This is a genomic window from Sporosarcina sp. P34 (assembly GCF_002743375.1).
GTDB lineage: Bacteria > Bacillota > Bacilli > Bacillales_A > Planococcaceae > Sporosarcina.
This window is the reverse complement of the sequence record NZ_PDZC01000012.1, coordinates 58942-85904: the sequence shown is the minus strand read 5'-3', so window position 1 is coordinate 85904 and position 26963 is coordinate 58942. Positions and strand designations below refer to the sequence as shown.

General features: G+C 42.3%; 26 protein-coding genes, 1 other RNA gene and 1 pseudogene. 8 read left to right on the top strand and 20 right to left on the bottom strand.

Annotated elements, in window-relative coordinates; translation table 11 throughout:
* Positions 1-716 (bottom strand): transposase (locus tag CSV63_RS14690; RefSeq protein WP_143565413.1); only part of this gene is annotated, 716 nt, incomplete at its 3' end.
* 571 nt (positions 717-1287) lie between these two features.
* On the opposite strand from CSV63_RS14690, the gene CSV63_RS14685 reads away from it, so the two are divergent.
* From CSV63_RS14685 to CSV63_RS14675, 3 genes are read left to right on the top strand one after another with little or no spacing between them, the layout of a single operon-like run.
* Positions 1288-2763, top strand: coding sequence for a spore germination protein (locus CSV63_RS14685; protein ID WP_199203676.1), 1476 nt, complete (start codon positions 1288-1290; stop codon positions 2761-2763).
* A 4-nt stretch (positions 2764-2767) separates the two neighbouring features.
* A complete protein-coding gene (locus CSV63_RS14680; protein WP_099696480.1) occupies positions 2768-3910 on the top strand; it encodes a GerAB/ArcD/ProY family transporter in 1143 nt (380 codons plus the stop codon).
* Positions 3885-4991: a Ger(x)C family spore germination protein gene (locus CSV63_RS14675; protein ID WP_099696479.1), complete on the top strand. Its 1107-nt coding sequence runs from the start codon at positions 3885-3887 to the stop codon at positions 4989-4991. Before CSV63_RS14680 ends, CSV63_RS14675 begins: the two co-directional genes overlap by 26 nt.
* Before the next feature lie 13 nt (positions 4992-5004).
* On the opposite strand, the pseudogene CSV63_RS17065 reads toward CSV63_RS14675, so the two are convergent.
* The 18 genes and pseudogenes from CSV63_RS17065 to CSV63_RS14585 form a co-directional block, all read right to left on the bottom strand.
* A pseudogene (locus CSV63_RS17065) lies at positions 5005-5220 on the bottom strand (IS5/IS1182 family transposase); the annotation flags it as partial.
* On the bottom strand, positions 5180-5650 hold the full coding sequence (locus tag CSV63_RS14665) for a Fic family protein (RefSeq protein ID WP_099696477.1): 471 nt from the start codon (positions 5648-5650) through the stop codon (positions 5180-5182). The gene CSV63_RS14665 and the pseudogene CSV63_RS17065, both read right to left, overlap by 41 nt.
* Before the next feature lie 144 nt (positions 5651-5794).
* On the bottom strand, positions 5795-6145 hold the full coding sequence (locus CSV63_RS14660) for a type II toxin-antitoxin system RelE/ParE family toxin (RefSeq protein ID WP_099696476.1): 351 nt from the start codon (positions 6143-6145) through the stop codon (positions 5795-5797).
* Positions 6145-6294: a hypothetical protein gene (locus tag CSV63_RS16555; RefSeq protein WP_156890526.1), complete on the bottom strand. Its 150-nt coding sequence runs from the start codon at positions 6292-6294 to the stop codon at positions 6145-6147. The genes CSV63_RS14660 and CSV63_RS16555 overlap by 1 nt, the downstream gene beginning before the upstream one ends.
* Positions 6295-6471: 177 nt before the next feature.
* Positions 6472-6831: a transfer-messenger RNA gene (gene ssrA / locus CSV63_RS14655) on the bottom strand.
* A 90-nt stretch (positions 6832-6921) separates the two neighbouring features.
* Entirely contained in the window at positions 6922-7389 is a 468-nt protein-coding gene (gene smpB / locus CSV63_RS14650) for an SsrA-binding protein SmpB (RefSeq protein WP_099627435.1), read from the bottom strand.
* Between the two features lie 42 nt (positions 7390-7431).
* Positions 7432-9741, bottom strand: coding sequence for a ribonuclease R (gene rnr / locus CSV63_RS14645; protein WP_233192135.1), 2310 nt, complete (start codon positions 9739-9741; stop codon positions 7432-7434).
* A 371-nt stretch (positions 9742-10112) separates the two neighbouring features.
* Positions 10113-10859, bottom strand: coding sequence for an alpha/beta hydrolase (locus tag CSV63_RS14635; RefSeq protein ID WP_099696473.1), 747 nt, complete (start codon positions 10857-10859; stop codon positions 10113-10115).
* 61 nt (positions 10860-10920) lie between these two features.
* Positions 10921-11148: a preprotein translocase subunit SecG gene (gene secG, locus CSV63_RS14630; RefSeq protein ID WP_029054061.1), complete on the bottom strand. Its 228-nt coding sequence runs from the start codon at positions 11146-11148 to the stop codon at positions 10921-10923.
* Between the two features lie 315 nt (positions 11149-11463).
* Positions 11464-12759, bottom strand: coding sequence for a phosphopyruvate hydratase (gene eno / locus CSV63_RS14625; RefSeq protein WP_099696472.1), 1296 nt, complete (start codon positions 12757-12759; stop codon positions 11464-11466).
* Positions 12760-12771: 12 nt separating this feature from the next.
* Positions 12772-14298 (bottom strand): 2,3-bisphosphoglycerate-independent phosphoglycerate mutase, encoded by a 1527-nt coding sequence (gene gpmI / locus CSV63_RS14620; protein WP_099696471.1) that lies wholly within the window; start codon positions 14296-14298, stop codon positions 12772-12774.
* Entirely contained in the window at positions 14288-15052 is a 765-nt protein-coding gene (tpiA, locus tag CSV63_RS14615; RefSeq protein WP_099696470.1) for a triose-phosphate isomerase, read from the bottom strand. Before tpiA ends, gpmI begins: the two co-directional genes overlap by 11 nt.
* A gap of 12 nt (positions 15053-15064) precedes the next feature.
* The gene (locus CSV63_RS14610) at positions 15065-16252 is read right to left on the bottom strand and encodes a phosphoglycerate kinase (protein WP_099696469.1); all 1188 of its coding nucleotides are present in this window, start codon (positions 16250-16252) and stop codon (positions 15065-15067) included.
* 133 nt (positions 16253-16385) lie between these two features.
* Positions 16386-17393, bottom strand: a complete 1008-nt coding sequence (gap, locus tag CSV63_RS14605; RefSeq protein WP_099696468.1) for a type I glyceraldehyde-3-phosphate dehydrogenase — start codon at positions 17391-17393, stop codon at positions 16386-16388.
* Positions 17394-17455: 62 nt separating this feature from the next.
* Positions 17456-18481, bottom strand: a complete 1026-nt coding sequence (locus CSV63_RS14600; protein ID WP_099696467.1) for a sugar-binding transcriptional regulator — start codon at positions 18479-18481, stop codon at positions 17456-17458.
* A 129-nt stretch (positions 18482-18610) separates the two neighbouring features.
* On the bottom strand, positions 18611-18841 hold the full coding sequence (locus tag CSV63_RS14595; protein ID WP_099696466.1) for a glutaredoxin family protein: 231 nt from the start codon (positions 18839-18841) through the stop codon (positions 18611-18613).
* 770 nt (positions 18842-19611) lie between these two features.
* Positions 19612-20397, bottom strand: a complete 786-nt coding sequence (locus CSV63_RS14590; RefSeq protein ID WP_099696465.1) for a TPM domain-containing protein — start codon at positions 20395-20397, stop codon at positions 19612-19614.
* Positions 20394-20972, bottom strand: coding sequence for a LemA family protein (locus CSV63_RS14585; RefSeq protein WP_099637110.1), 579 nt, complete (start codon positions 20970-20972; stop codon positions 20394-20396). The genes CSV63_RS14590 and CSV63_RS14585 overlap by 4 nt, the downstream gene beginning before the upstream one ends.
* Before the next feature lie 417 nt (positions 20973-21389).
* On the opposite strand from CSV63_RS14585, the gene CSV63_RS14580 reads away from it, so the two are divergent.
* The 5 genes from CSV63_RS14580 to CSV63_RS14560 all read left to right on the top strand — a co-directional run bounded on the left by CSV63_RS14580 (position 21390) and on the right by CSV63_RS14560 (position 25749).
* Positions 21390-22130: a metal ABC transporter ATP-binding protein gene (locus tag CSV63_RS14580; protein WP_099637109.1), complete on the top strand. Its 741-nt coding sequence runs from the start codon at positions 21390-21392 to the stop codon at positions 22128-22130.
* Positions 22130-22999 (top strand): metal ABC transporter permease, encoded by an 870-nt coding sequence (locus CSV63_RS14575; protein ID WP_099637108.1) that lies wholly within the window; start codon positions 22130-22132, stop codon positions 22997-22999. Before CSV63_RS14580 ends, CSV63_RS14575 begins: the two co-directional genes overlap by 1 nt.
* Positions 23000-23056: 57 nt before the next feature.
* Positions 23057-24016, top strand: a complete 960-nt coding sequence (locus tag CSV63_RS14570; protein ID WP_199203675.1) for a metal ABC transporter solute-binding protein, Zn/Mn family — start codon at positions 23057-23059, stop codon at positions 24014-24016.
* A gap of 135 nt (positions 24017-24151) precedes the next feature.
* A complete protein-coding gene (locus CSV63_RS14565; protein WP_099696463.1) occupies positions 24152-24466 on the top strand; it encodes an ArsR/SmtB family transcription factor in 315 nt (104 codons plus the stop codon).
* Positions 24457-25749: an arsenic transporter gene (locus CSV63_RS14560; protein ID WP_099696462.1), complete on the top strand. Its 1293-nt coding sequence runs from the start codon at positions 24457-24459 to the stop codon at positions 25747-25749. The genes CSV63_RS14565 and CSV63_RS14560 overlap by 10 nt, the downstream gene beginning before the upstream one ends.
* A gap of 249 nt (positions 25750-25998) precedes the next feature.
* Here CSV63_RS14560 and CSV63_RS14555 read toward each other — a convergent pair whose 3' ends face one another.
* On the bottom strand, positions 25999-26697 hold the full coding sequence (locus tag CSV63_RS14555; RefSeq protein WP_099696461.1) for a DUF421 domain-containing protein: 699 nt from the start codon (positions 26695-26697) through the stop codon (positions 25999-26001).
* Between the last annotated feature and the right edge of the window lie 266 nt (positions 26698-26963).

Genomic DNA, 26963 nt, shown 5'->3' with positions numbered 1-26963 from the left:
TTACGGTATTGTTTGGGTTCCTTTCGTAGCGAGCGAATTTGTTTACGTTCCTCTACATCTTCGCTAGCGTTAATCTTTTCTGTATATGTTTGGATGGTTTCATCTAGCTTCTCTACTACTTTAGAAAGTTCCGCGGTAGATAGTTCATCAAGACTTTCCCGTTCGATTTCAGGGATGATCTCTTTTTCTAACAACTCTTCATACATCTGACTGGATCTTTCTACAAGACCTGAACTATACTGTTCCACGGACTTGCGCCAGACAAATGTAAATTTGTTCGCATTCGCCTCAATCTTCGTTCCATCAATAAAAATAGCTTCTTCATCAATTAGCTGTTTTTGTACCAGCTGGCAACGAAATTGCACGAAGCACAGACGTAATAATTCTTTCACATTGGGATCAACGCGAAAACGATTAATTGTGCGATAGCTTGGTTCATAACCTTGGGCGAGCCACATCATGCGAAGACTGTCTTTTAACAGTCCCTCTATTTTTCTACCCGAAAAAACAGACTGTGTATAGGCACACAAAATGATCTTTAACATCATACGTGGATGATAAGATGGGCAACCTGTCTCATGCGAAAAACTGTCAAAAGCCTCTTTAGGAATGCTTTCGACTAGATCGTGCACAGCGTAAGCAATCTCATGTTCTTGTAAGCTAATTTCTAAATCCAAAGGTAAAATCAGTTGATTCATGTTATAATCTTTAAACATAAGGATACCTCCGATACTTTTTGTTGTGGTGACTAAATTTTATCAGAAGGTATCCTTTTTTTCTTCCTAAAACTTAAAAATCCAATACAAAAAAAAGAACGGACCCGACAAGTTTCATAGGGTTCGTTCTTTTTCAATTAGAGGAGGGTTTTGTCCCAGCCTCTTTAATTATGTTGGGCTCTATCTAATAAAACACAAATACCGTCCTCAACAACAAACGAGCTCCATTGCCATCAGTGGAGGTATTTCCGACCCACTGTGGAGAATTGCAGCTTCGTACACAACTATAGATCGGTTACTTGTTTTTCATAAGAGAACTCTCATTTAAACCCTCACTGAATATATTTCCAAACATCTTCCACAGATTCATAACCGAAAATATTACACAATAACAACTCCAATTCAATCGAGTACGCTCACATTATCGCTTCTTTAATGTCTACTTGTGCCCCTGCATCTTATTAATTTAGTTTCGTATATTTTAAACTTAAAAAGCCAACAATGGAATTAATATCGAATTTTACCGTTCTTCCAAAAAATGCTTTGTAACATATAGAAGTGAGGAATGTACATGTTTTGGAAAAAACAATCAGATGAAAATAAGCCTGTTTCTCAATCAAACGCAGAATCAGAAATATCAATAGAGACTCTAAAAAAAGCCCTCGTTCAAATGGATGATGCGGAATTTGTGGAACTCAACATTTCTGAAAATCAAAATGTTGATCTTATCTACGTAAGAACTCTGATTGACCAAGAAAGATTAAATGAAAGCATTCTAAAACCTTTATCTAACTGTTCCAAACAATCCATTCAGGAATGCAATGTTCACTCAACAATAAACTCCATCTCCACTTTTAATGAGGCAATAAAGCAGCTGTTTAAAGGATCTGTTTTGTTATTTGACTCTTCGTCAAACCTTTGGTTCGCTATCCCTTTAGAAAATCCACTTGGACGTGCAATTGAACCATCCGATACTGAAACCATCCTTTTAGGAGCAAAAGACAGCTTCAGTGAACAGCTAGAACAAAATATTACGCTCATTCGTAGGCGTCTTCCAACACATGATCTGAAAACAGAGAAGTTCACCGTTGGTTCTTTAAGTAGGACAAATGTGGTTTTATTGTACATAGAAGGGCTGACCAATCCAGAATTTGTTTCAACTGCCAAAAAGAAGATTTCGGAAATTAATTATGATCTCTTATCTGATTCTTCTCAAGTAGCGGAATTCATGGAGGAACATCAAGATAGTATTTTTCCTCAGTTTCAGCAAACTGACCGACCTGATGTTGTTGCTTATTCTCTGGGATCAGGAAAAATTACGATTCTGGTAGACAATACACCTTTTGCTCTCGTTGCCCCAATTACTTTTTTTCATTTGTTCCAATCACCAGAGGATTATATTAATCGATGGGTAGTTGCCAGTTTTTTGCGCATCATCCGATATGTAAGTTTTATTCTGTCTATCACATTGATCCCATTCTACGTGGCATTAACAACTCATCACTATCAAATGATTCCTTTACAAACACTTTTCGTCTTGGTGGAGTCAAGGAGCAAGCTTCCGTTCACTCCTTTTTGGGAAGCATTTATCATGTTGATTTTTATTGAAATTATAAAAGAAGCAAGTTTAAGGATGCCAACAAAGACTGGTCAAACGCTTGGGGTTATTGGGGGCATTGTAATTGGTCAAGCAGCAGTTGAGGCTGGTATGGCAAGTCAGGTGTTAATTGTCATGGTAGGGATTTCAACTATCGGATCTTTTCTTGTTCCTAATTACCTTGTGACAAAGGCGAATTCATTGATTCAATTCATTCTTCTTGTATTTTCTTCGTTCCTTGGGATAGTAGGGATTGTTTTGGCAATGATTGTAATTTTAGCCCACCTTAATGGCTTGTCTTCACTCAAGCAGCCATATTTATCTCCTGTTGCCCCTTTCTACGGAAAAGATTGGCTTGACCTATTCATTCGAGGGCCTTTAGTCAAAATGAAAGAGCGTCCAGAACATCTTAAACCGCTGAAGATGAAGAGATATCAAACTAGGAGATGAACTGATGGAAGCCCTTCAATTATTTAATAAGAATGAAACCTATAATGGGTTCTATGTCATGTTGATGGTAAATCGCCTCCAGATGCTTTACTTTTTTTTGATTATGCCAAGGTTTTTGATTCATTCATATATGATTTGGGTGATTATAGCGGTCGGCATATTGTCTCAACTAAACATTCTTCTTTTATCCAAATGGTTTTTAACCCGGATTTCTAGCGAAGGATACAAGGGATTTGTCCAATTATTCGGAAAAAAACTTGTACGTCTCCTCTCATTCATCGGGTTGTTCTTTATCCTGCTTAAACTTTTCGTGATTTTGTTAGGATTCTCGGAAATGGTTCAAATATTTATGTTTCCAGCTACAGATTCAAATTGGCTGATCTTTTTTATTCTGTTGTCTTGTTTGTATGTAGCATGGAAGGGCGTTGAAAAAACTATACGTTTTGTCGTGATTTCATTTTTGGGTACATTTTGGATGTTCTTATTCTTTGCTTTTTTCTTCTTTCCTCCAATAGCTCAACTCAGTGATTTGTATCCAATTATTCCAATGGAATTAAGTGTGATTTCCTGGAAAGGAATATTTTTAATTTTATCTTCCTTTTCAGGGCCTGAATTTCTGGTATTTTTGGGACCGTGGTTTAAAACAAATAATAAGACATTTCGCTATTTGTCTTATGGCAATGCTCTAACCGTTATAGAGTATGTATTCTTGTATATGGCGTCCATATTCTATTTCGGTTCCAATTATTTAAGCAAAAGTCAATTTCCAGTTGTCACTATGGCCCGTTATTTTCAAAATCCAGTAATTGAACGTATGGATATGGTCATGCTTTCTTTAGAATTATTTAACATCGTCTTTGCGGTTTCAATTTTTCTACTGTTGTTTTATGGAGCATCTAAAATAGCTAGTGGGAAAATGGAGAGACCACCCAGTCGAGTAGGCTTTTTATTCAGTGTATTCATTATTTTAATTGGAATGATTCTTGTAAATGAATGGATTTGGAAGTCAGATGAAAAGCAAGTTATTTTACTTAATCTTCAAATTTTAGCAGGAAGCTTAAGTTACTTAGTGGTTCCAATTACTATGATCGTAGTGATGAAGATAAAGGGGTTTAATAAACATGAGACTACGAAAGAAGATGGCTAAAAAATTGTCAATCATATTTATGGCGTTATGGTTAACTGGATGTGCCCCTTTTACTGAAAATAACATTATTGAAGAGCTTACTCCAGTCACATTTTTATCACTTAGTAAAGGGGATGAAGGTAAAATAAAAATCAGTACGATTTTGCCTTCTCTAAGCAAAGAAAAAAAGAGTGTAATAACGCAAGAAGTAAGCTTAATAAAGGAGGTACTAAGGAGTTTTAATTTAAACTTCTACCAGGAAATGAAATTTGGGCAAATGCGAATGCTGATAATTAATGAAGACCTCGGAAGAAACGAGGGGATTATGTCCATTATTAATGTGTTATTGACTGATCCGGATATTTCTTTGAGAATCTATTTAGTTATCGTAAAAGGAAATTTTGAAGAATACTTGGAAAATCAATTGGACAAACAAGAAAATCTTGATTACTCTTTTTACCGAATGCTGAAGCACTATGAGGAAAAAAATCAGGGAGAATTAAGTGTCGTTAATCTACATGAATTTAAAAAAATGTTATATACTCCTTATTCAGATCCTTTCTTACCTGTATTCAAAATAGAAAATGACGCTATCCGCTATGAAGGTACAGCCCTGTTTCAAAATGATAAACTAGTTGAAATAATAACAACTTTTGATGATCGTATCTTTCAGCTGTTAACCAACGATCACTACTTAGCAGTTTTACCGATCCCAGAATTAAAAGTTGTTCTAGGTCATGTTAGGTCTAAAACGAAAGTGGATATCAATAAAAGCTTGACTACAATGACCTATACTGTGAATATAGACTCAAGAATTGAAGAATACCGGGGAGAAAAGCAATTATTTGATCCAAAGGATTTAGAAGATTTTAAAAAAGATATCCAATCCAATCTTGAAAAACAAACACAAGAACTAGTAAAAAAGATGCAAGAATTGAATGTGGATCCATTACAGCTAGGCATTCATACATTAAAGCCATTCTCAAAACCAATGGATGAAAAAAAATGGATTGAACTTTACAAGAAGATGGACATTAAGATTGATTATCAGTTAAATATTGAGCCTTTGACGGATGCAAATTCAAAAAGGCAAAACCTTTAATTCTTCCTATTGCAATCTCTTTCTCATTAATCGGACGTGCGTCTTCTTCAGCCTGCTTTTCCTTTAACCATTGTTCACGTTCGACCTTCGGCTTCCGTCCGCGCTTTTTCGGTACCTGCTTCTTTTTCTTTTTGGCGGCTTGGACTCGATCTCTTGCCTCAAAATGTGTGGCATCGAAGGCGACATATTCATCGCTGATATGCCCTTCGTCGATGGCAAGTAGAATTATCATGAATCTGCGGAACTACTACAGCATCAGGTGGCGTATGAGAGGCACCTGATATGATTACATTCTGCTCTCTATACTTCCCTGCATTTGCTCTGTCTATTGAATGCAAGACGATGCTATGCAATTCTTTAATCACTATTTCTGAGAGGGGCTGATCTTGCTGCACTATTTCTTCTGCAACTAAAATAGCTTCCTTATGATTAATAGCTTCTAGATGCTCTCTCATGGATTTTCCGGCAATAACTATGCCATCATCTAGCACTGCTTTCGTTTCATAAATCGATAATCTATTTCCTTCAATCGCATTGGAATGATATGTATTTTTAATTGAAAAGTCTTCTTTCAAGCTACGAATAAGCCCTTTTGAAATTGGTCGTCGTTGATCGACATTCTTTTTTAACAGTGAAAGTCGATCCGTTTTTTCTATCACAGCTTACATCCCCTTTATTAAAATAAGGGATATTGTGCAAGAGCTCACTCTTGTACAATATCCCTTCATCGAAAAAGTATAGAAAACCGATTCATCACTGGATATATTTCCAGATGTATTCAACGTCTTCGTATAGGTGCTTCACTACAATTCATTTTCTAAAATTCGATCTATTATTCGTATGATTTCCTTTACAGATATATCTTCTTGTTCGTTTTTAGAGTATATGGTTAACGGATATATTTCTAAGTCGGCTGTGACTAAATACCATATTACACGAAATCCGCCACTCTTTCCTTTGTTTGCATTTGGATTACTCAATCTGGTTTTATATACGACATTTCCTTTGGTTCTGGGAATTCGGTCCCCATATAATTTACCTTCTTCAAAATCCGAAAAAAGGGAATCGACTAAATCAACCACTACTGGATATTTTCTAGCGATTTTTAAAAGCTCTTTTTCGAACGCTTTAACGCCAAGCACTTTATACTCCATTATTTTTCTTCTAAGCTCTTCCTCACTCGGTTCATCATATCCTTATATGAATGTTTGGGTAACTTTCCCTTTCTCATTTGGTCTACTTCTTTTATAGATTCTGTCAGTATTTTTTTACTATCTGCCTGATTGTCTTTTAAAATGGCCATTTCATTTTCCTCCTTCTCATCCACACATACCACATCCTTTCAGATTATGTATATGTGTAAGTATGTAATGAGCATGATGATTTAAACATCGTTTTACTTTATTTTTAAAAATAAGGGATATCACACAAGAGGTTCTCTTGTACAATATCCCTTACATCTTATTACACCTTAATCTCATAATGGAGACGGTGGGAGTCGAACCCACGTCCAAAGGCTCTGCTACTTCAGCGTCTACGCGTGTAGATTGATCATTTGGTTTCGCGCAAGCATTATGCCATCAATCAGGGCTTCCTGTGCGCTATTCCGGGAATCTCTTATGACAGCCTCAGAATGCAGATGTCATCGTAGCTCACTATAAGTGAACCTTACGCCTCCACATGAGCGATGAAAACGGAAGGTAGATTCAACAGCTTATGCTGCGAATGCTAGGTTGTTGTTTGTTTTGCCAGTTATTATTAACTGTCGTTTCTGACGGAGACGATCCCTCCGACGCGCGGCTCAAGCCCAGACCACCCCTGTCGAATCCGTAACGTCCCCGAAGGAAAGTCCGGAACCCAGGCCCGTTTCACTTAAAACGGCGGATCGTACTTGATACTTCATCTAGTATACAATAATTCAGCTGAAATATCAATCTTGTTGATTGGCTTTGAAAGCTCGTTGCATATCGCGCTTATGCTCTTTTTCTTTCAAGTCTTGGCGCTTATCATAGAGTTTCTTCCCTTTACCTACACCGATTAATACTTTGGCGAAGCCGTTTTTAATATACATTTTCAATGGGATGATCGAATAGCCTTGTTCTTTCATCGTGCCTGCGAGTGAAGCGATCTGTTTTTTGTGCAACAGTAACTTACGCACACGAACCGGATCATGGTTATGGATATTCCCTTGTTCATAGGGGCTGATATGCATATTCGACAGCCATGCTTCGTTATTACGGATCAATATAAATGCATCGCGCAACTGGACTTTCCCTTTGCGGATCGATTTAATTTCCGTTCCTTTTAACACGATTCCTGCTTCAATCGTTTCTTCAATTGCGTAATCAAAGTTCGCCTTTTTATTGACGGCGAGTACTTTTCCAGTTCCTTTGGCCATGCAACTTCCTCCCTGACAGAAGACCGGAGACAAGCTCCAGTCTTATTTTTTCTTCGGACGTTTCTTAGATTTCTTTGGCATACCTTCATAAAACTTCTTCTTCGGCTTTTCATACTTTTTATTGCGCTTGTCGCTGGAACTTTTCGCTCCGCCACCGGCACTCGATTTAGTACTAGTACTTTGACTTCTTCCTCTGCCTGCACCTTGGCCACGGCTCTTGCCTCTGCCAGCCTGAATGACTTTTGGTGTTTCTTTACGAGAGCCTCTGAAGTTTTCTTTCATTCCAACAATTTCGAAGTCTACTGCTTGCTCTTCTGGCTTAACAGATGTCACACGCACTTTTACTTCATCACCGATACGGTATTGTTTCGCTGTACGTTCCCCGATCATCATCATTTGGCGATCATCGAAGCGATAATAGTCGTCGTTCATATTCTTGACATGGACAAGTCCTTCGATCGTATTCGGAAGCTCCACAAAGATACCGAAGTTTGTAACAGACGAAATGACCCCTTCAAACTCTTCCCCCACTTTATCGACCATAAACTGTGCTTTCTTCAATGCGTCCGTATCACGCTCTGCATCTACTGCACGACGTTCACGTTCAGACGTGTGACGAGCAATTTCAGGCAGTTCAGCAGACCAATGGGCAATCGTTTGTGCGGACCTGTCTTTATTGAATAAATACGTACGAATCAGACGGTGAACGATTAAGTCCGGATATCTTCTGATCGGTGCGGTGAAGTGCGTGTAGAACTCCGTCGCTAAACCAAAGTGACCGATACTGTCTTGGAAGTACTTCGCTTGTTGCATCGAACGCAATAGCATCGTCGAGATCAGAGATTCTTCTGGCAATCCTTCGATGGATTCGACAATTTCTTGCAATGCACCTGAATCTACTTGTTTACCTGTTCCTTTAACGACGATTCCAAAGGTCGTAAGAAACTCGAAGAAGCGTTGTAATTTCTCTTCTTTTGGATCTTCGTGAATTCGGTATAAGAAAGGTACTTTCATCCGGTCTAAGTGCTCTGCAACGGTTTCATTGGCCGCTAACATGAATTCTTCGATCAAACGTTCAGAAACTGTACGCTCGATAATGATCACGTCTGTCGGCCAACCATCTTCATCTACGAGAATTTTGGATTCTTTGAAATCGAAATCGATGGCGCCACGGTTTTTACGCTTTTGACGGAAATTGCTAGCCAGTTTCGCCATATCGTTTAGCATCGGTACGATTTCTTCGTATTTCTTCGATAGCTCTTCGTCTTGATGTTCGATGATTTGGTAGACATCACCATAGGTCATGCGATAACTCGAGTTGATGACACTTGGATAAATGTCATGGTCGATGACTTTACCATTTGCATCGACTTTCATTTCGCATGTCAATGTCAAGCGATCTTCTCCTGGATTAATGGAACAAATACCGTTAGACAAACGATGCGGTAACATCGGAATCACGCGGTCCGTAAGATAGACACTTGTGCCACGGTCTGCTGCTTCTACGTCCATTGGAGAGTTCTCCGTGACATAGTAGCTAACGTCTGAAATATGCACAAATAGACGATAGGATCCGTTGTCTTCTTTGAAGACTGAAATCGCATCATCCAAGTCTTTTGCATCGGCACCGTCAATAGTCATCGTCAATTCTTTACGTAAATCTCTACGGCCTTCGAAGTCTTCTGGCTGAACTGTCGTCGGTACACTGTTCGCGTGTTCCATGACGTCTTCAGGGAATTCAATCGCAATGCCATGCTTGTGAATGATCGATAAGATGTCCACGCCTGGGTCATTTTTATGTCCAAGAATTTTTGTGATCATGCCCGTTGCATTGTTTTCATCCGTTGGCCAGTTCGTAATTTCCGCGATAACTTTCTGACCGTCTACCGCTTCCAATGAATGACCTTTTTCGATATACAAATCTATCGGCAATTTCTTGTCGTCCGGCAAGACGAAACCATATCCTTCATGTGCTTGATACGTTCCGACCACTTGCGTAGTTTTACGTTCGACGACTTTCGTGATGACGCCTTCGCGACGGTCTCCGAATGAGCTACCGGACACACGTACGAAGACGATATCGCCATTCATTGCGCCGTTTATTTCATGAGGTGGGATGAAGACATCATCGCCCTCTACGTCTTCAGGTACGACAAAGCCGAAGCCTTTTGCGTGACCGATGAATTTTCCGCGAAGAAGATTCATTTGTTCAGGTAAGCCGTAGCGGTTATTGCGTGAACGAACGATTTTCCCGTTCTGTTCTAATTGTACGAGCATTTTCACTAGTTCTTTAAAGTCGTCCGCCTGTTCTACGTTGAGTGCTTCTGAAATCTCGTGGACAGTGGACGGCATATAGGATTTCTCTTTTAATAAAGATAAAACCCGTTCTTGTAACTCTTTTATATTTGGTTCCAAACAATCATCTCCTCCTTTTTTCAAACTATATAAGTTGTTAGAAACGTTGATTTCCGTTCCAGGCGGACGCGTTCCGCGGGCACGGCTTCAATCTCCTCGTCCGCTTCGCTTCCTGCGGGGCTTTCAGCTCGCGCTGTTCCCACAGGAAGAGCCGTCACGAAGAACGGCTTTTGCGAGTAAAAGCGAAGCGTTAGGAGCACATCTTTGCACACGCCGCCTGAAACGAAAATCAACTGAGTGTTCTATTAATAACAAATTCCTTTTTAAAGACGAAAATTCAACTTATATAGTTATATCTTCCCCTAATTTCACTCTTGCCAATCAAGGGATTCTAAAAAATGTAGTACGTTTTCGTGAAGTTGTGCTTTTTCGGGACCTAGTGTAATGACATGTCCTGATTCTTCGTACCATTGTAGCTCTTTTTCTGTAGATTGTGCTTCGTCGTAAATAATTTGTGCGGAGTTCGGATCGATTACGTCATCATGTCGTGATTGAACCACAAGTAACGGTGTGTAGATGCAGTCGACTTGATCGCGCACGTTTTGGACCATGGATTGTAAACCGTCAAGGCCCGGCATGGACTTTGTTTTCAAGTCGTCCATTTCTAATTTGATTTGCTCGTCTGATTGACCTGCGAACTTTTTATAGTCTCGTGCGTACTTCAGCACGCCTGACCACATCAAGTCAGTCGTTTTCATCGTCATCGGTGCACACATTGTCACGATGCCTTTTAGCGGAAATTGCGCTGCCAGTCTCAATGAAAATACACCACCGAGTGATAATCCCGCCACAGCAATCTCATTATATCCTGCCTCTTTCAGCTGATTATATGCACCTAATACATCTTCCCACCACTGGTCAGGATTCGTCTTGATCAATTCTTCAGGCGGCACGCCATGACCGCGGTAATGCGGTGCCAATGACGTATAATTGTGCTTTTCAAGGAAGCGGCCAAGCATCCGCACATCCGCAGATGTTCCTGTAAACCCATGCAACAGTAATACCGCACGTTTTCCATGTTGAAAGAAGAATGGTTTCGGTTGGGCAATTCGCATGTCTTTCGTTCCTTTCTACGAAAAGCGCCTGACCGTTCAAACATGGTCAGGCGCTTGCATTTTATATTTTCATGATCGCAATGGTTAGGACAAAAAATAAGACAGATAAGACGATCGTCGCTCTTTGTAGAACGAGATCTAATCCACGTGCTTTTTGTTTTCCGAAAAGTTGCTCTGCGCCTCCGGAGATGGCCCCTGACAGTCCCGCACTCTTACCGGATTGCAATAAAACGACTACTATTAATGCTATAGCTACGACTATCAGCGATGCTGTGAAAACTGCATGCATGTTTTTCCACCTCCAAAAATAGCAAGTTACAACATTTCTATTCTACCAAAGCAAGTCTCTCGGCACAACCTTTTGTTACGAATTATGCCGATTGACTGAACTATATAAGTTGAACAAATGATTTGTTACTTAGTATTACTAAGTTGCTTGGAGTGCAAGGCGGCGACTCCTGGGGGATTAGCGTGCGCCTTGAGACCCCGCAGGTAGCGTAGCGAACGAGGAGGCTCAAGCCACGCCCCCCGGAAAGCGTCCGCCTGGAACGGAAAGCAACGGTTGGTACCGTCCATTTCTTTAATTCATCTAATATAGTTGCGATTATTTATTCAAATTATAGAATGTATCTTTGCCTAGGTACTGAGCAGTTTCAAACAATTGATCTTCGATACGAAGTAATTGATTGTACTTCGCGACACGATCCGAACGAGAAGGTGCACCCGTTTTAATTTGGCCAGCGTTTGTTGCCACTGCGATGTCCGCAATCGTTACGTCTTCTGATTCACCTGAACGGTGAGAGATGACAGCTGTATAGCCTGCACGTTTCGCCATTTCAATTGCATCGAATGTTTCAGTCAATGTACCAATTTGGTTCACTTTAATCAGGATCGAGTTACCGATTCCTTCTTTGATGCCGCGTGATAATTTCTCTGTGTTTGTAACGAATAGATCGTCACCAACCAATTGCACTTTGTTGCCAAGACGCTCTGTCAATAGCTTGTGGCCATCCCAGTCGTTCTCGTCCAAGCCGTCTTCGATCGATACGATTGGGTACTTCTCACAAAGCTCTTCATACCAAGCAACCATTTCTTCAGATGTTTTACGGATATCTTCACCTGCAAGGTAGTAGTTGTTTTGGTCTTTATCGTAGAACTCAGAAGAAGCTACGTCCATAGCAAGCAAGATGTCTTCGCCCGCTTTGTAACCGGCTTTTTCGATTGCTTCGATAATGGTAGTAAGTGCTTCTTCGTTAGAAGCAAGGTTCGGAGCAAATCCGCCTTCGTCTCCAACTGCTGTGTTCAAGCCTTTGCCATGAAGAACTGATTTTAGGCTGTGGAAAATTTCCGTACCCATGCGAAGTGCATGACGGAAAGATTCTGCGCGAACTGGCATGATCATGAATTCTTGGATGTCTACGTTGTTATCCGCATGCTCTCCGCCGTTTAAGATATTCATCATCGGTACCGGTAATTGCTTCGCGTTGAAGCCGCCAAGGTACTGATACAATGGAACGTCTAAGTAGTCTGCTGCTGCGTGTGCAACCGCCATAGATACACCAAGAATGGCGTTAGCACCGAGCTTGCCTTTATTCTCCGTACCGTCTAGTTCGATCAATGCTCTGTCGATAACCACTTGATCCAATACGGAATAGTTTTCTTCGAATTCAGAAGAGATGACTTCATTGACGTGATCTACGGCTTTCAATACACCTTTACCGTTGTAACGATTTTCGTCGCCGTCACGTAATTCTACCGCTTCATACTCCCCAGTAGATGCACCAGATGGTACGATGGCACGTCCAAAGGCACCGCTTTCTGTGAATACTTCTACTTCTACAGTTGGATTGCCTCGTGAATCCAATACTTCTCTAGCTTGAATGTGGGTAATAATTGGCATGAAAATCTCTCCTTAGAATAATGGTTTTCCGGTCATTTCAACCGGTTGTGGAATTCCTAACATTTTCAACATCGTCGGTGCCAAGTCTGCAAGAATACCGTCTGTGCGCAACACTACGTCTGGATTCGTGACAATGACAGGTACAGGATTTGTCGTGTGCGCTGTCATTGGTTGTCCACCGACGGTCGTCACTTCATCCGCATTGCCGTGATCCGCTGTGATAATAGCCGATCCGCCTTTTGCCGATAACGCGTCAATGATTCGGCCTAAACAAGCATCAACCGTCTCAATCGCTTTTACAGTGGGCTCTAACATACCGCTATGGCCGACCATATCCGGATTTGCGAAGTTTAGGATAATGGCATCTTGTCGTTCCGCTTCGATTTCGGCAATTAACGCATCGGTTACTTCGTATGCGCTCATTTCCGGTTTCAAATCATACGTCGCGACTTTCGGCGAATTGATCAAAATCCGAGTTTCCCCTTCAAACGTCTCTTCGCGTCCGCCACTCATAAAGAATGTCACATGTGGATACTTTTCCGTTTCCGCAATCCGCAACTGACGCTTGCCTTGGTCTTCAAGCACTTCACCGATTGTTTTGGTTAAATTGACATTATGGAATACAATGTCCGCTACTACATCATCATTATAATGCGTAAAGCCGACAAAATGTAAGTCCGTAAATTTTTTCACGCCTCGATTGAAGCCATCAAAGTCAGGTTGCGTGAGAGCACGAGACAATTGAATCGCGCGGTCTGGACGGAAATTGAAGAAGATGACCGCATCTCCATTCTCGATCGTCGCCACTGGTTTGCCGTCTTGTTGAATGACGAATGGCTCGACAAACTCATCATGTATTTCTTCGGCATACGAAGCACGGATTCCTTCTTCTGCCGAATCGCAATGTGGTCCGACACCATATACCATCGCGTCATACGTTTTTTGCACGCGTTCCCAGCGCTTGTCGCGGTCCATCGCAAAATATCTGCCGGACACCGTCGCAATCTGACCGACACCGACTTCTTCCATCACATCTTCCGTACGTTTAATATACGGAAGAGCCGTCGTTGGTCCTACGTCACGGCCATCGAGGAATGCATGCAAGTAGACACGCTCTACACCGTGTTCTTTCGCCATTTTCAATAAAGCGAATAAATGCTCATAATGACTATGAACGCCACCGTCAGACAATAGGCCCATTACGTGAAGCGCAGAGCCTTTCGTTTTGACATGCTCCATCGTGTCAAGCAATGCCGCGTTGGCAAAGAACTCGCCTTCACGAATCGACTTATTGATGCGCGTTAAGCTTTGGTAGACAATACGGCCAGCACCAATATTCAAGTGCCCCACTTCAGAGTTCCCCATTTGTCCTTCTGGTAACCCTACTGCCTCACCACATGCTGTCAATGTCGCGTGCGGGTAGTTCTCCCACAGCAAGTCAAAGTTTGGAATGTTGGCGTGCGCTACCGCGTTGCCATACGTTTCATCGCGTAAGCCAAAACCGTCCAAAATAATTAACGCGACCGGTTTATTCGCCATGAGTCCCAGCCTCCACTAATTTTACGAATGCGTTCGGATCAAGACTTGCTCCTCCGACTAATGCACCGTCGATATGATCTTTGCTAAGTAATTCAGCGATATTTTCTGGTTTTACACTACCGCCATATTGAATACGGACTGCATTGGCCACATCTGATGAGTAGAGTGTTTCGATCTTATGACGGATCGCTGCACATACTTCATTCGCATCATCTGCCGTTGCTGTTTTACCTGTGCCGATCGCCCAGATAGGTTCGTACGCAATGACGGACTGTTTCGCTTGTTCCGCTGTGACACCGACTAACGCTTTTTCCACTTGCGCGGAGACGATCGAAACGGTTTCGAGTGCTTCGCGCTGTTCCAACGTTTCTCCTACACAGATGATCGGAACCAAATGATGGTTGAACGCTGCGAGTACTTTTTTATTCACTGTATCGTCTGTTTCATTGAAGTATTGACGACGTTCAGAATGTCCTAGAATGACATACTGTACCCCTAAGTCTTCAAGCATAGCCGGGCTAATTTCGCCAGTGAATGCCCCTTCTTCTGTATCATGCATCGTTTGAGCGCCTACTTTGATCGCAGTCGTTTCAAAACGTTGTAGTAAATCGTTCAGATACAATGCCGGTGGGCAGATAACTGCTTCGACTTGATCTGACGCCGTGAGTTGTTCTTTAATCTGTTCCGCAAATTCTGCAGCTTCTCTAGATAATTTAAACATTTTCCAGTTGCCCGCAATGATTCGTTTTCGCAAAAGAATTCCTCCTTATTCTCGATCTTGTAATACAGCTACTCCTGGCAACTCTTTGCCTTCCATGAACTCGAGTGAAGCGCCGCCACCAGTAGATACGTGATCCATTTGATCGGCTACTTCAAACTTCTCAACAGCCGCCGCAGAGTCGCCTCCACCAATTACCGTATACGCAGACGTTTCCGCCATTGCATCCGCCACAGTTTTCGTTCCGTTTGCGAATGGTTCCATTTCGAACACACCCATTGGCCCGTTCCAAATGACAAACCGTGAATCTTTAATGACTTGCTCGTAACGCTTTGCAGTTTCCGGCCCGATATCCAGACCCATCCAACCTTCTGTAATAGCATCGACTGAAACCGTTTTAGTTTCTGCATCCGCAGCAAATTTATTCGCAACGACTGCATCTGTCGGCAAGTATAAAGTGACTGCCTTTCGCTTCGCCTTTTCAATGAAAGACTTCGCTAACTCTACTTTATCTTCTTCTACTAGTGAATCTCCAGTTTCGTGACCTTGAGCGCGTGTGAATGTATACGACAATCCGCCACCAATCAACAAGTTATCGACTTTATCCAACAAATTATCAATGACGCCGATTTTGTCTTTTACTTTCGCGCCACCTATGATCGCCGTGAAAGGACGATCGGGATGAGACAATGCTTTTCCGAGAACATCTAATTCTTTCTCGAGTAAGAAGCCCAGAACGCCAGGTATGTATTCTGCAATTCCAGCGGTAGAAGCATGTGCGCGGTGCGCTGTTCCAAAGGCGTCATTCACAAAGACGTCGGCAAGTTCTGCAAATTGCTTGGATAGTTCAGCATCATTCTTCTCTTCGCCTGGATTAAAGCGAACGTTTTCAAGCAAAATCACGTCGCCATCTTTCATTTCTGCAATCGCTTTCTCTACTTCTTCACCGATCGATGAATCGAGTTTCTTCACTGTTTTACCTAGAAGCTCAGACAATTTATCGCCAGCAGGTGTCAAACGCATATCTTCTTGCACTTCACCTTTAGGCCGTCCTAGGTGGCTAGCTAAAATAACTTTTGCCCCCGCGTTCGTCATATATTCAATTGTTGGGAGTGCCGCTCGAATGCGCGTATCATCCGTTACCTTTCCATCTTCCATCGGTACGTTGAAATCTACGCGACAAAATACGCGCTGACCGTCCAATTTAATATCTCTGATTGTCTTTTTCATGTTCATTCAATAAGTCCTCCTCGGCTTAAATACAAAAAGAGGAACGGGGTTCTCCGTTCCTCTCACCCATATTTATTCATTATAATCGGTTAGTTGTGGAATGGCTACGATTTATAACAGAATTCATGGTTTTCTCTACTTATAGACCTTGTTCGTTCATATATCGTGCTAAGTCGATACAACGAGCGGAGTAACCGGACTCATTATCGTACCAAGAAATGACTTTCACCATATTGCCTTCCATGACCATTGTAGACAAACCGTCTACTGTGGAAGATGCAGTGTTTCCATTGTAATCAACAGATACGAGTGGCAAATCACTGAAATATAGAAGTCCTTGTAATTCGCCTTCGGATGCTTTCTTCAATGCATTATTCACATCTTCAACTGTTACTTCTTTTTCTAATTCTGTCACAAAGTCCACAAGTGAAACATTTGGAGTCGGTACACGCACTGCCATTCCATCAAGTTTGCCTTTCAATTCAGGAATAACTTTCGTTACAGCGGAAGCTGCACCCGTTGAAGTCGGAATCATCGACACACCAGCCGCACGCGCACGTCGGTAGTCGGAGTGTGGAAGATCAAGAATTTTCTGGTCGTTCGTATACGAGTGAATGGTCGTCATCATACCTCGCTTAATACCGAATGAATCGTTCAACACTTTCACAATAGGCGCTAAACAGTTCGTCGTACAAGACGCGTTCGATACGATGTTGTCGTTCGCTGCATCGTACGTTCCTTCATTGACACCCATCACAAGTGTAGTCATTTCACCTTGCGCTGGAGCCGACAAGATAACTTTCTTCGCGCCTGCATCCAAGTGTTTTTGCAATCCTTCTTTTGAACGGAAGACACCTGTACAATCGATGACGATATCTACCCCAAGGTCTTTCCAAGGTAGGTTCGCAGGATCTTTTTCAGCAAATACACTAATCTTTTTATCATTTACACGAATAGAAGATTCATCTGATTGCACGTCTGCATCGAAAACACCGTGTACTGAATCATATTTCAATAAATGAGCCAACATCGCTGCGTCCGTCAAATCATTGATTGCCACGACTTCCATATCTTCAGTTGCAAATGCTTCTCGAAGTACCAATCGTCCAATTCGTCCAAATCCGTTAATCGCTAGTTTCACTGTCATAATAAATCGCCTCCGTTAAAGTAGTTATAATCTTTTCGCCTTCTAGGCAGTGCATCTGCGGGTCACATCAGCGACAGCATGTTTTGTGCTGCGCCTTCGTCTGTTACTAAAATGGTTTGGGACGGTGCACTCGCTAAATACGACAGCAGTGCTTCCGCTTTACTCGCCCCGCCGGCTACAGTGAGCACGAGCGGAACGTCTTGCAATTGCTCCATCTGAATCCCAACTGTTCGAATACGATGGACAATTTCACCTTGCTGATTAAAATAAAAGCCGAACGCTTCTCCCTTAGCTTGTCGATCCCGTAGAATCTGCTGTTCCTCTTCAGGAGAGTTTCGCAATACAGCCATTTTCGTCGCATTCCCAACACCATGGATCACGCAGTCGGTGCGACTATATAACTCCAGCATTTCTTTCGCAGCAGGCTCATGCTGGAATACCGCATGCGCTTCTTCACTAAGAGTATCTGGATAATAAAACGCTTTATATGTTGCATGACACGCTTCCGCAAACGAAGCTGCGATCATATTCGCCTGTAAGCCAATTTCTTCTCCCACGCCACCTCTTGCTGCGATGAATTGCACATCCGGCAACTCGTCTTGCTGCATAAACGATGGAATCGCGGCTACTGAACTGCCGCCAGTTACTGCGACAATTTCATCACCTTTTATACGCGAGCGGAATTGCTTCGCCGCTTGCATACCGAGCAGCTTTTTCGTCAAAGGCGAATCATCGGAATCCCCTTCCACTACATGTACTTTTAGAATGCCAAGGCGCTCCGCCAACTCATTCGCAAGTTGTCGTCTGCCCGACTTTTCCTCCATCGTATCATGCAATGCAAAGAGCACTTCTATACCTTTTTCTGTAGTTGACACGCCTTCTTTCGCAATATGCACCAATTCCTGCTCTTTCAATAAATCGAGCATCGTACGCGTTTCCCTCTCGGAAAGACCAGACACAGAACTAAGCGTTCTTCTGCCAACAGGGCCCGACGCTTTGATCAGTTTCAACATTTGATAGCGTTGCTCGATTAACAGTGGAAGTTCAGGAATAAGTGCGAGTTGCGCTTCATAAAATGATAAACTCACTCACATCACTCTTTTCAAGCGGGTTATATTTGATCCCTCTAAATAATTAACGTCCCACCTAGGGTAAAAAAATACTATACATGAAGTATAGCATATTCAGAAATGAAACACAACAAGAAAGCGTTTTCATTATTCAATTAATTCCAAAATATCGATATAGCCGATATTTCCATATGTTAACACCTGTCCCTCGTGCTCAACAACTGGGATCATCAGCATAAATTTCTCATGAATATCGTCATCTTCCTCTATATTAATCGTCTGCCACTCGAGTGGATAATCTTCCGCGACCAAATGAAGCATTCGTTCCGCTTCTTCGCACAGCTCACAATTAGGTTTCGTGTAGAATTGAATTTTCATATGTAGGTCACCTCGTTTTTATTTATGATTACATGAAACTGGTTATATTTCTAGGGATTTGACTTTTTTGGGGTGGTGGATGGGTTGGGTGGGTGGGCGCGGCGATCGAATGTGGGAATATAAGGTGTCAGGCCGCGGGCATTGAGCGGGTGCAAGGCATCATTGAGCGGGTAACGGGATATCATGAGCGGGTGCGGAATGTGATTGAGCGAATAACGTTACGCATAGAGCGCTTGCGGGATCACATAGAGCGGATAGCGTACCACATTGAGCGGCGCGCAACGCGAATGCAAAAAACTAGATGGCGCGACGATAGAATTTGGGAATGTTAAGTGTCGAGCCACGGGCATAGAGCGGATGCATGGCTTCATTGAGCGGGTAACGGGAAACCATGAGCGGGTGCGGAATGTGATTGAGCGAATAACGTTACGCATAGAGCGCTTGTGGGGGCACATAGAGCGGATAGAGTACATCATTGAGCGGCGCGCACCGCGAATGCCAAATACTAGATGGCGCGACGATAGAATTTGGGAATATAAAGTTTCTGGCCGCGGGCATAGAGCGGATGCAAGGCTTCATTGAGCGGGTAAAGGAATACTTTGAGCGGATGCAGATTTTGATTGAGCGGATAACTTTACGCATAGAGCGCTTGCGGGATCGTATAGAGCGGATAGCGGGATACATTGAGCGCCGCGCGCCGCGGACAGGGCATAAAAAAAGTGACGACCACTCACGAATCGAGTCATCGTCACTTCCTACGAAACAAGCTATTACCAACTTCGACCTGCTCCGCCACCACCACCGGAACCACCGCCGCCGAAGCCACCAAAGCCTCCGCCGCCACTTCCACCTCCGAAGCCACCACCACCGGGGCCAGGGAAGAATATTGGACCGCCGCTAGATCGACCACGTGGACCGCCGCCACCGCCTCTTCCACCACCGCCGAAAAAGACGCGGAAGATAATGTAGAGAACGATGATCACAATAACAAATGATGGAATGCCAACGTCTTCTTCACCTTGTTCGGGGTATACGACTGGCAACTCATCGCCTTCGAGCCCGTATTCCGCCGCTATTTCATTATAGAACGCTTTGTACGCTTCCATAATCGCAAGGTCTGGTTGTTCTTGAATTAAATAGGGCATCGCGAGTTCATCAATATAACGTCCGACTTTCCCATCAGGAAGTGCTCCTTCCAAACCGTAGCCGGTCGTTAAATAAAACTTGCGCTCAATACCTGCCGCTTCATTTTTTTCTGTGGACACGACAAGTAATGCGCCATTGTCCATTTCTTTATCGCCTAATTGCAATTCACGAAGTAGGCGTAAGGCATAATCCTCCACAGGTTCCCCTTCTAGGGAATACACTGTACGAACAGCAAGTTCTGCTTTCGTAGCCGCTTGCAAGCGAATGCCATATTCTTCTATTTCCGCTTCTTGAGCGGGTGATAAAATGTCCGCATCATCCACTACCACTTCTGTAATCGCATGAACCGTTGTAGTACCAGTAAGGGCCACTAGTAGCGCTACGAGGAACATGCAGACGCGGTTTATCACTTCACGTCATCCCCAAAATCGACTGATGGCGGTTGTTGCGCCCCTTCGACCGCTTTGAAGTATTCTTTTTCATCGAATCCAAAGATCGAAGCCACGATTTTACCTGGGAATCGTTTAACGGTTCTGTTGAAGACCGACACGACGTCGTTATAATCTTTACGAGCCACCGCGATACGATTTTCCGTGCCTGCTAATTCATCCATTAGCTGTTGGAAGTTTTGGTTCGCTTTTAAATCCGGATAATTTTCTACTACTACTAATAAACGACTTAATGCGCTCGATAGTTCTGAATCTGCTGCTGCTTGTTCTTCAGGACCTCGTGCGCCGGCCATTTTACTACGTGCGTTCGCAATGTTTTCAAGCACCTCTTTTTCATGTGAGGCATATCCTTTCACCGTATTCACTAAGTTCGGGATTAGATCTACTCTACGTTGTAATTGCGTTTCAATCTGCGCATACGACTGGTCGACGTCTTCTTCCAAATTAACTAACTTGTTGTAAGAAGGAACAATCATAATCGCTGCGATGACTACTAACACTATAATGGCTATAAGCGGGCCAGCTATTTTCTTCATACATCACTACTCCTCTCATCATTTCATTAGTATGTACTTACCCTACTTCTTTCACTCACCAAACTTCCTGATGCGATATTTTAAAAGTTAGTGGTTAGGTCTATGCCCCATTTACTTCCTATATATAAGCATAAACTACATACAATATGATGCATCTAATCAATCATTTGTGCTTTTAGATAAAATTTGCAAGAATATTTTTCTAAACTACTTTACAGACAATTTTGAGTAAGTTATACTGATAAAAGTTGTACGAAGGAAACAATATAGTACCAATCATGCATTAGAGTTGCATAAGGGAAACAATTGTTTTATATTATTACCTATCAAAAAACCATAATGCTTCTTAACTAAAATAAAAGTAGTATTCCTTTTATCTGAAAGTTGCACCAGGGAAAGAAAAGAGGAGGAAACTGGATGATACATCCGATAACAGTCAATAATATAAGTGTTTCGTATGACGGCCATGAAGTAGTAAAAGACGTTTCATTTTCATTTGGATCTGGAAGTTTGATTGGTGTTCTTGGCCCGAATGGTGCGGGTAAATCCACATTGATGAAAGCGATGCTTGGCTTAATCCATAAAGATCATGGAGATGTAAAGATCGGTAGCGAGACAGTGGATTCTATGCGGAAACAAATTGCCTATGTTCCCCAGCGTTCCAATATTGACTGGAACTTCCCTATCGTTGTGAAAGATACAGTTTTGCTTGGAACTTATCCAAAAATCGGCTTGCTAAGACGTCCACGTAAAGCGGATAAAGAGTGGGCCATGGAGTGTTTAAGGCAAGTAGGAATGGAGAGCTTTGCCAATCGCCAAATTGGGGAATTATCAGGCGGGCAACAACAGCGAGTGTTCCTTGCACGTGCACTAGCGCAAAAGGCGGATTACTTCTTCCTTGATGAGCCTTTCGTAGGAATTGACGTATCGAGTGAAGAAATCATAATTGAGATTTTGCGTGAAATGCAAGCGAATGGCAAAGTGATTTTCGTCGTTCACCACGACTTGTCAAAAGTGAAGAAATATTTTGATGGGCTCATTCTTATTAACAAAGAGTTAATTGATGCAGGTCCAACGAATAAAGTATTCCAATCCAGCAATATGGCGAAAGCATACAACCGTGAATTTATGATCGACGGCTTGGAGGTTTCTATGTAATGGAATTTATTCAAGACTTACTGACGTACGGTTTCTTACAGAAAGCATTGATTACGTCGATCATGGTCGGCATCATTTGTGGAGTTATTGGAAGTTTCATTGTCCTTCGGGGCATGGCATTGATGGGCGATGCGATTTCCCACGCAGTTCTACCGGGTGTTGCTATTTCGTATATGCTCGGAATTAGCTATTTCTACGGCGCAGTGTTTACGGGTGTTCTGACAGCATTCAGTATCGGTGCCATATCTCAAAATAGTCGAATCAAGAATGATTCTTCGATTGGCATAGTCTTTTCAGCGTTTTTCGCTCTTGGGATTATTTTAATCACACAAGCTAAAAGTGCGACAGACTTGACGCAGATTTTATTCGGTAACGTGTTGTCTGTCCGCAGTTCCGACATGTGGCTGACTTTGATCGTCGGTGCCATTGTCATTTTAGTAGTCTTTCTGTTCTTTAAAGAACTACTCGTTTCCAGTTTCGACGAGACGATGGCTGCGGCTTACGGTTTAAAAACACGTTTGATTCACTACGCGATTATGTTTTTACTCACACTGGTTACTGTCGCTTCCCTACAGACTGTCGGGGTGATCCTCGTTGTATCTTTATTGATTACACCAGCTTCTACAGCGTATCTGTTAACCAATCGACTATCGGTCATGGTCATATTGGCAGCATTTTTCGGTGCTGTGTCCTCCATTACTGGACTGTATTTCAGCTTCTTGTATAATATGCCAACCGGGCCCGTGATTGCCTTGACAGCGACAGCCATCTTCGTCTTGGCATTTTTATTCTCGCCTAAACAAGGAATTGTCGTGGGGATGTTCCGTAAGAAGTTTAAACGTAAATCGATTACAGGCGCAACCAACTAAGCGTTTAACTGACCTGGCAGAAAAAATTTGTATTCACAAAGGAGTAGAATGTACTACATGAAAAAATTAGCAAAATGGCTAACACTATCATTGCTCGCTGTATTCATGTTAGCAGCATGTGGCAATGACAAGGGCACGAAAGTTGGTGACCAAGCAGCGGAAACGGACGACAAGCTAAAAGTCGTTACTTCATTTACCATCATTGCGGATATGGCACGCGAAATCGGTGGGGACTATGTAGAAGTATATAACTTAGTGCCAACCGGAACGGATCCTCATGAATATGAGCCTTTGCCAAATGATATTAAAGCCGCAACCGATGCAGACGTATTATTCTACAACGGTTTAAATCTTGAAGGCGGAAAAAAAGGCTGGTTCTTCAAAATGATGGATTCCGTTGGTCAGAAAGACGAAAACATCTATAGCTTAACTGAAGAAGTAGAACCTAAGTATATCGGTGGAAAAGACGGCACTGACGAGGAAATCAACCCACACGCGTTTATCGATCCAGCTGTTGGTGTGAAAATGGCAGAAGCTATGCGCGATGCATTGATTGAAAAACACCCGACAGAAAGTGAAAAAATTCGAGAGCAAGGCGATGAGTACGTACAACGCCTACAAGAATTAGATGATGAATTTGCGGAACGCATTTCTACGATTCCTGAAGAAAATCGTGTACTCGTAACAAGTGAACGTGCTTTCCAATACTTGAGTGACCACTATGGCTTAAAAGAAGCGTTTATCTGGGAAATCGATACGGAAGAGAATGGTTCACCTAAACAAATCAAAGAGCTCATTCGCTATATCCAAGAACATAACGTGCCTGTATTATTCGTGGAATCTAACGTAGATACTCGCCCGATGGAAACTGTTTCCGCAGAGACTGGCGTTCCAATTGCTGAAAAGCCCATCTACTCTGACGAAATTGGTAACCCTGGTGACGCGATCGATACGTATATAAAATACTTGAACTACAATATGAATCTCATCCATGATGAGTTAAGCAAAGAACGATAATTAGCATGATCTATCAATTTCAGACAAAAAGGAAGCCACACTGCCCTGTGACTTCCTTTTTTGTTTGTCTAAAAGCATTGAACATATAAGCCTGAACTTATATGATATAGATACTAAAAAATAAAGGAGTATTTTATGAATCCTAAACAAATGGAACGTTACTTAAAAACCATTGGGGATCAATCCCGATTACAATTACTGAAGGCATTGGAGCAAAAACCTCTATGCATTTGTGATTTGAATACTTTACTAGACGTATCACAACCCGCAATTAGTCAGCATATGCACAGATTAAAAAGTGATGAGATCGTGCTGAATGAACGACGTGGACGCTGGGTATATTGGTCACTTAATCATTCCCATCCCTACTATTTCTTACTATTGGAATTATTGAAGGTATTGCCGGTTCCGACTATTGAATGTAGCGAGGAGGAGAACCCATGCAAATAATACTGGCTTCCCTTATATTTCTACTCACACTGATCTTGGTTATTTGGCAACCACGCAATCTATCCATCGGCTGGTCTGCCATCGCCGGCGCTGTTCTCGCTCTACTTGCGGGCGTCGTCAGTTTTACTGATGTCATCGATGTAACGTCTATCGTATGGAATGCTACATTGACGTTCGTCGCACTAATCATTATTTCATTGATCCTAGATGAAATCGGATTTTTCGAGTGGTCCGCATTACATATGGCGCGCTTTGCCAAAGGAAGTGGCGTTCGCATGTTTTTACTTGTCATCCTACTTGGCGCTGGTGTGTCGGCTTTATTCGCGAATGATGGAGCCGCTTTGATACTCACACCCATTGTCCTTGCAATGGTGCGTGCACTGAATTTCAAAGAGAAAATGATTTTGCCCTTCGTCATGGCGTCAGGATTCATTGCGGATACTACTTCCTTGCCACTTGTCGTCAGTAATCTCGTGAACATCGTTTCCGCCGACTTCTTCGGCATCGGTTTTGCTGAATATGCAAGCCGTATGATCATCCCGAACTTCTTCAGCCTTGGTGCCAGTATTCTCGTGTTGTATATGTATTTCCGGAAATCTATACCGAAACGTTTCGATGAAAAGTTGTTGCGTACACCTGCGAGTGCTATACGTGACCATAAATTGTTCCGCATTTCCTGGGTAGTGCTCGGTATGTTGCTGATCGGCTACTTCATTAGTGAATCATTAGGTTTACCTGTCTCCTTCATCGCCGGTTCCATTGCGATCATGTTCTTGCTAATTGCAAGAACGAGCGAAGCAGTGCAGACTAAAACGGTAATCAAAGGTGCTCCATGGGCTATTGTGTTCTTTTCCATCGGGATGTACGTAGTCGTCTATGGATTGCGCAATGCAGGATTGACATCTGTTTTGACCGCGTTGATCGAGTGGACATCGAGCCACGGCTTGTACGCCGCTACGATTAGCATGGGGTTTATTGCGGCAATCCTGTCATCGTTCATGAACAATTTGCCAACCGTGATGATAGATGCGCTAGCGATCCAGGATGCTGCGGTTCCGCCTGATGTGCGGGAAGCGTTGATTTATGCCAATGTAATCGGGTCTGATTTAGGTCCGAAGATGACACCGATCGGTTCGCTCGCCACGTTGCTGTGGTTGCATGTGCTGTCGTTAAAAGGCATACGGATCTCTTGGGGATATTATTTCAAAGTAGGTATTATATTGACTGTGCCTACTCTCCTCATTACGTTGACGGGGCTATGGTGGTGGCTTTCAGTTTCTTAAATCGGTTGTCAGTTAGACAGGAAATATACTTGATTAATATAGGCCCCACTCGGTGAGATAACCTATTTTCTCACTGTGTGGGGCCTATATATTAATCGAATTCTCGTAAGCAATAAGTAGATGGTAATTCAGGTGCAACGATGACAACCGTAAAATCTGTAATGGAATCTTCTGAAATGACTTCTAGAATTTCTATTTTGAAAATCAATTGATTTATTCTTCCTGTAAGCGTAGTTCATGCGTTATGTTTCACTTCTCGCTATTACTAACATCGGCATATGTTTTTAGAAAAAAGCCTTCTGTTTTTGACCATTCACAATACAATATATGTTGAAGATTCACATGCCCTAAGCGTTCCATTTCCGCATAAAGCCATGCCTCCGTTTTTCCAATAAAGTCTAAGACTTCCTTCTTGATCTGTCCCTCATCAATTAAGAGTACGGTCGGTTCTTCTTCTCGGTTCTCCAGATTCATATCCTGTACAGCCACGGGTTTATACTTGGCGTATTGATTAATTGAAATATCTCCTCCCGGCTCGATAAACAAGTCCCGTACTTCTCTCAACGAAAAAATCCCTTGTTTACGAAGCATCGTTCTCAACTGCTCCATTTCTAATTGGTTTTTTTTCATCAATTTTTTATTGATTTTCCCATCATGGATCAACTTGTCCGTTTCTCCTTTAATCAATATACGTAACGGATTAGATAGGGTGACAATTTTCTCTACGGCATAAATGGCAACTGCCCACACTACAACCGAAAATAAAAACAGGAAGATAGATATCTTATTATCATAGAGGCTCTCTTCAAGAATTCCACCGAATACGAGAAGATACACCACATCATACGGTGTCATTTGGCTAAGATGTTTTTTCCCTAATAGTCTTATGACAACTAGAAGAGCAACCAAGCCGATTATCAGCTTTCCACCCGTCATTACATAATCCATCTTAAACACCTCCAGACTTATTCACAACTAACAAAAAACAGTTAGATAGTGAGCTGAGCTGCCTATAATTTTTCCCCTCTTTATTTTACCCAGCATTTTTACTTGGTAGCTGATTTAACGCAGTTCAACTATTTATCGAGTTAAGAAACCATTTACCTTGCTCTAGTTTGTAGTGGACTATTTCGCACCTTGCTACTCTTTCAGAAGGCCCCGAGTGTTTGTATACGAACTAATCGAGAGTTATTTGGCCCTGTTTTCATTAGCAC

Excerpts from the sequence above, each read along its gene's own strand:
- smpB (WP_099627435.1), bottom strand. The coding sequence starts at position 7,389 with ATGGCCAAAGGAACTGGAAAAGTACTCGCCGTCAATAAAAAGGCGAAC.
- CSV63_RS14560 (WP_099696462.1), top strand. The coding sequence starts at position 24,457 with ATGCAAATAATACTGGCTTCCCTTATATTTCTACTCACACTGATCTTG.
- gpmI (WP_099696471.1), bottom strand. The coding sequence starts at position 14,298 with ATGGCGAATAAACCGGTCGCGTTAATTATTTTGGACGGTTTTGGCTTA.
- CSV63_RS14675 (WP_099696479.1), top strand. The coding sequence starts at position 3,885 with ATGAGACTACGAAAGAAGATGGCTAAAAAATTGTCAATCATATTTATG.
- CSV63_RS14680 (WP_099696480.1), top strand. The coding sequence starts at position 2,768 with ATGGAAGCCCTTCAATTATTTAATAAGAATGAAACCTATAATGGGTTC.
- CSV63_RS14570 (WP_199203675.1), top strand. The coding sequence starts at position 23,057 with ATGAAAAAATTAGCAAAATGGCTAACACTATCATTGCTCGCTGTATTC.
- CSV63_RS14660 (WP_099696476.1), bottom strand. The coding sequence starts at position 6,145 with ATGGAGTATAAAGTGCTTGGCGTTAAAGCGTTCGAAAAAGAGCTTTTA.
- CSV63_RS14565 (WP_099696463.1), top strand. The coding sequence starts at position 24,152 with ATGAATCCTAAACAAATGGAACGTTACTTAAAAACCATTGGGGATCAA.
- eno (WP_099696472.1), bottom strand. The coding sequence starts at position 12,759 with ATGCCAATTATTACCCACATTCAAGCTAGAGAAGTATTGGATTCACGA.
- CSV63_RS14595 (WP_099696466.1), bottom strand. The coding sequence starts at position 18,841 with ATGAAAATTCAATTCTACACGAAACCTAATTGTGAGCTGTGCGAAGAA.
- CSV63_RS14610 (WP_099696469.1), bottom strand. The coding sequence starts at position 16,252 with ATGAACATGAAAAAGACAATCAGAGATATTAAATTGGACGGTCAGCGC.
- CSV63_RS14580 (WP_099637109.1), top strand. The coding sequence starts at position 21,390 with ATGATACATCCGATAACAGTCAATAATATAAGTGTTTCGTATGACGGC.
- CSV63_RS14635 (WP_099696473.1), bottom strand. The coding sequence starts at position 10,859 with ATGCGAATTGCCCAACCGAAACCATTCTTCTTTCAACATGGAAAACGT.
- CSV63_RS14555 (WP_099696461.1), bottom strand. The coding sequence starts at position 26,697 with ATGGATTATGTAATGACGGGTGGAAAGCTGATAATCGGCTTGGTTGCT.
- CSV63_RS14585 (WP_099637110.1), bottom strand. The coding sequence starts at position 20,972 with ATGAAGAAAATAGCTGGCCCGCTTATAGCCATTATAGTGTTAGTAGTC.
- rnr (WP_233192135.1), bottom strand. The coding sequence starts at position 9,741 with ATGCCGTCCACTGTCCACGAGATTTCAGAAGCACTCAACGTAGAACAG.
- CSV63_RS14575 (WP_099637108.1), top strand. The coding sequence starts at position 22,130 with ATGGAATTTATTCAAGACTTACTGACGTACGGTTTCTTACAGAAAGCA.
- secG (WP_029054061.1), bottom strand. The coding sequence starts at position 11,148 with ATGCATGCAGTTTTCACAGCATCGCTGATAGTCGTAGCTATAGCATTA.
- CSV63_RS16555 (WP_156890526.1), bottom strand. The coding sequence starts at position 6,294 with ATGGCCATTTTAAAAGACAATCAGGCAGATAGTAAAAAAATACTGACA.
- gap (WP_099696468.1), bottom strand. The coding sequence starts at position 17,393 with ATGACAGTGAAACTAGCGATTAACGGATTTGGACGAATTGGACGATTG.
- CSV63_RS14685 (WP_199203676.1), top strand. The coding sequence starts at position 1,288 with ATGTTTTGGAAAAAACAATCAGATGAAAATAAGCCTGTTTCTCAATCA.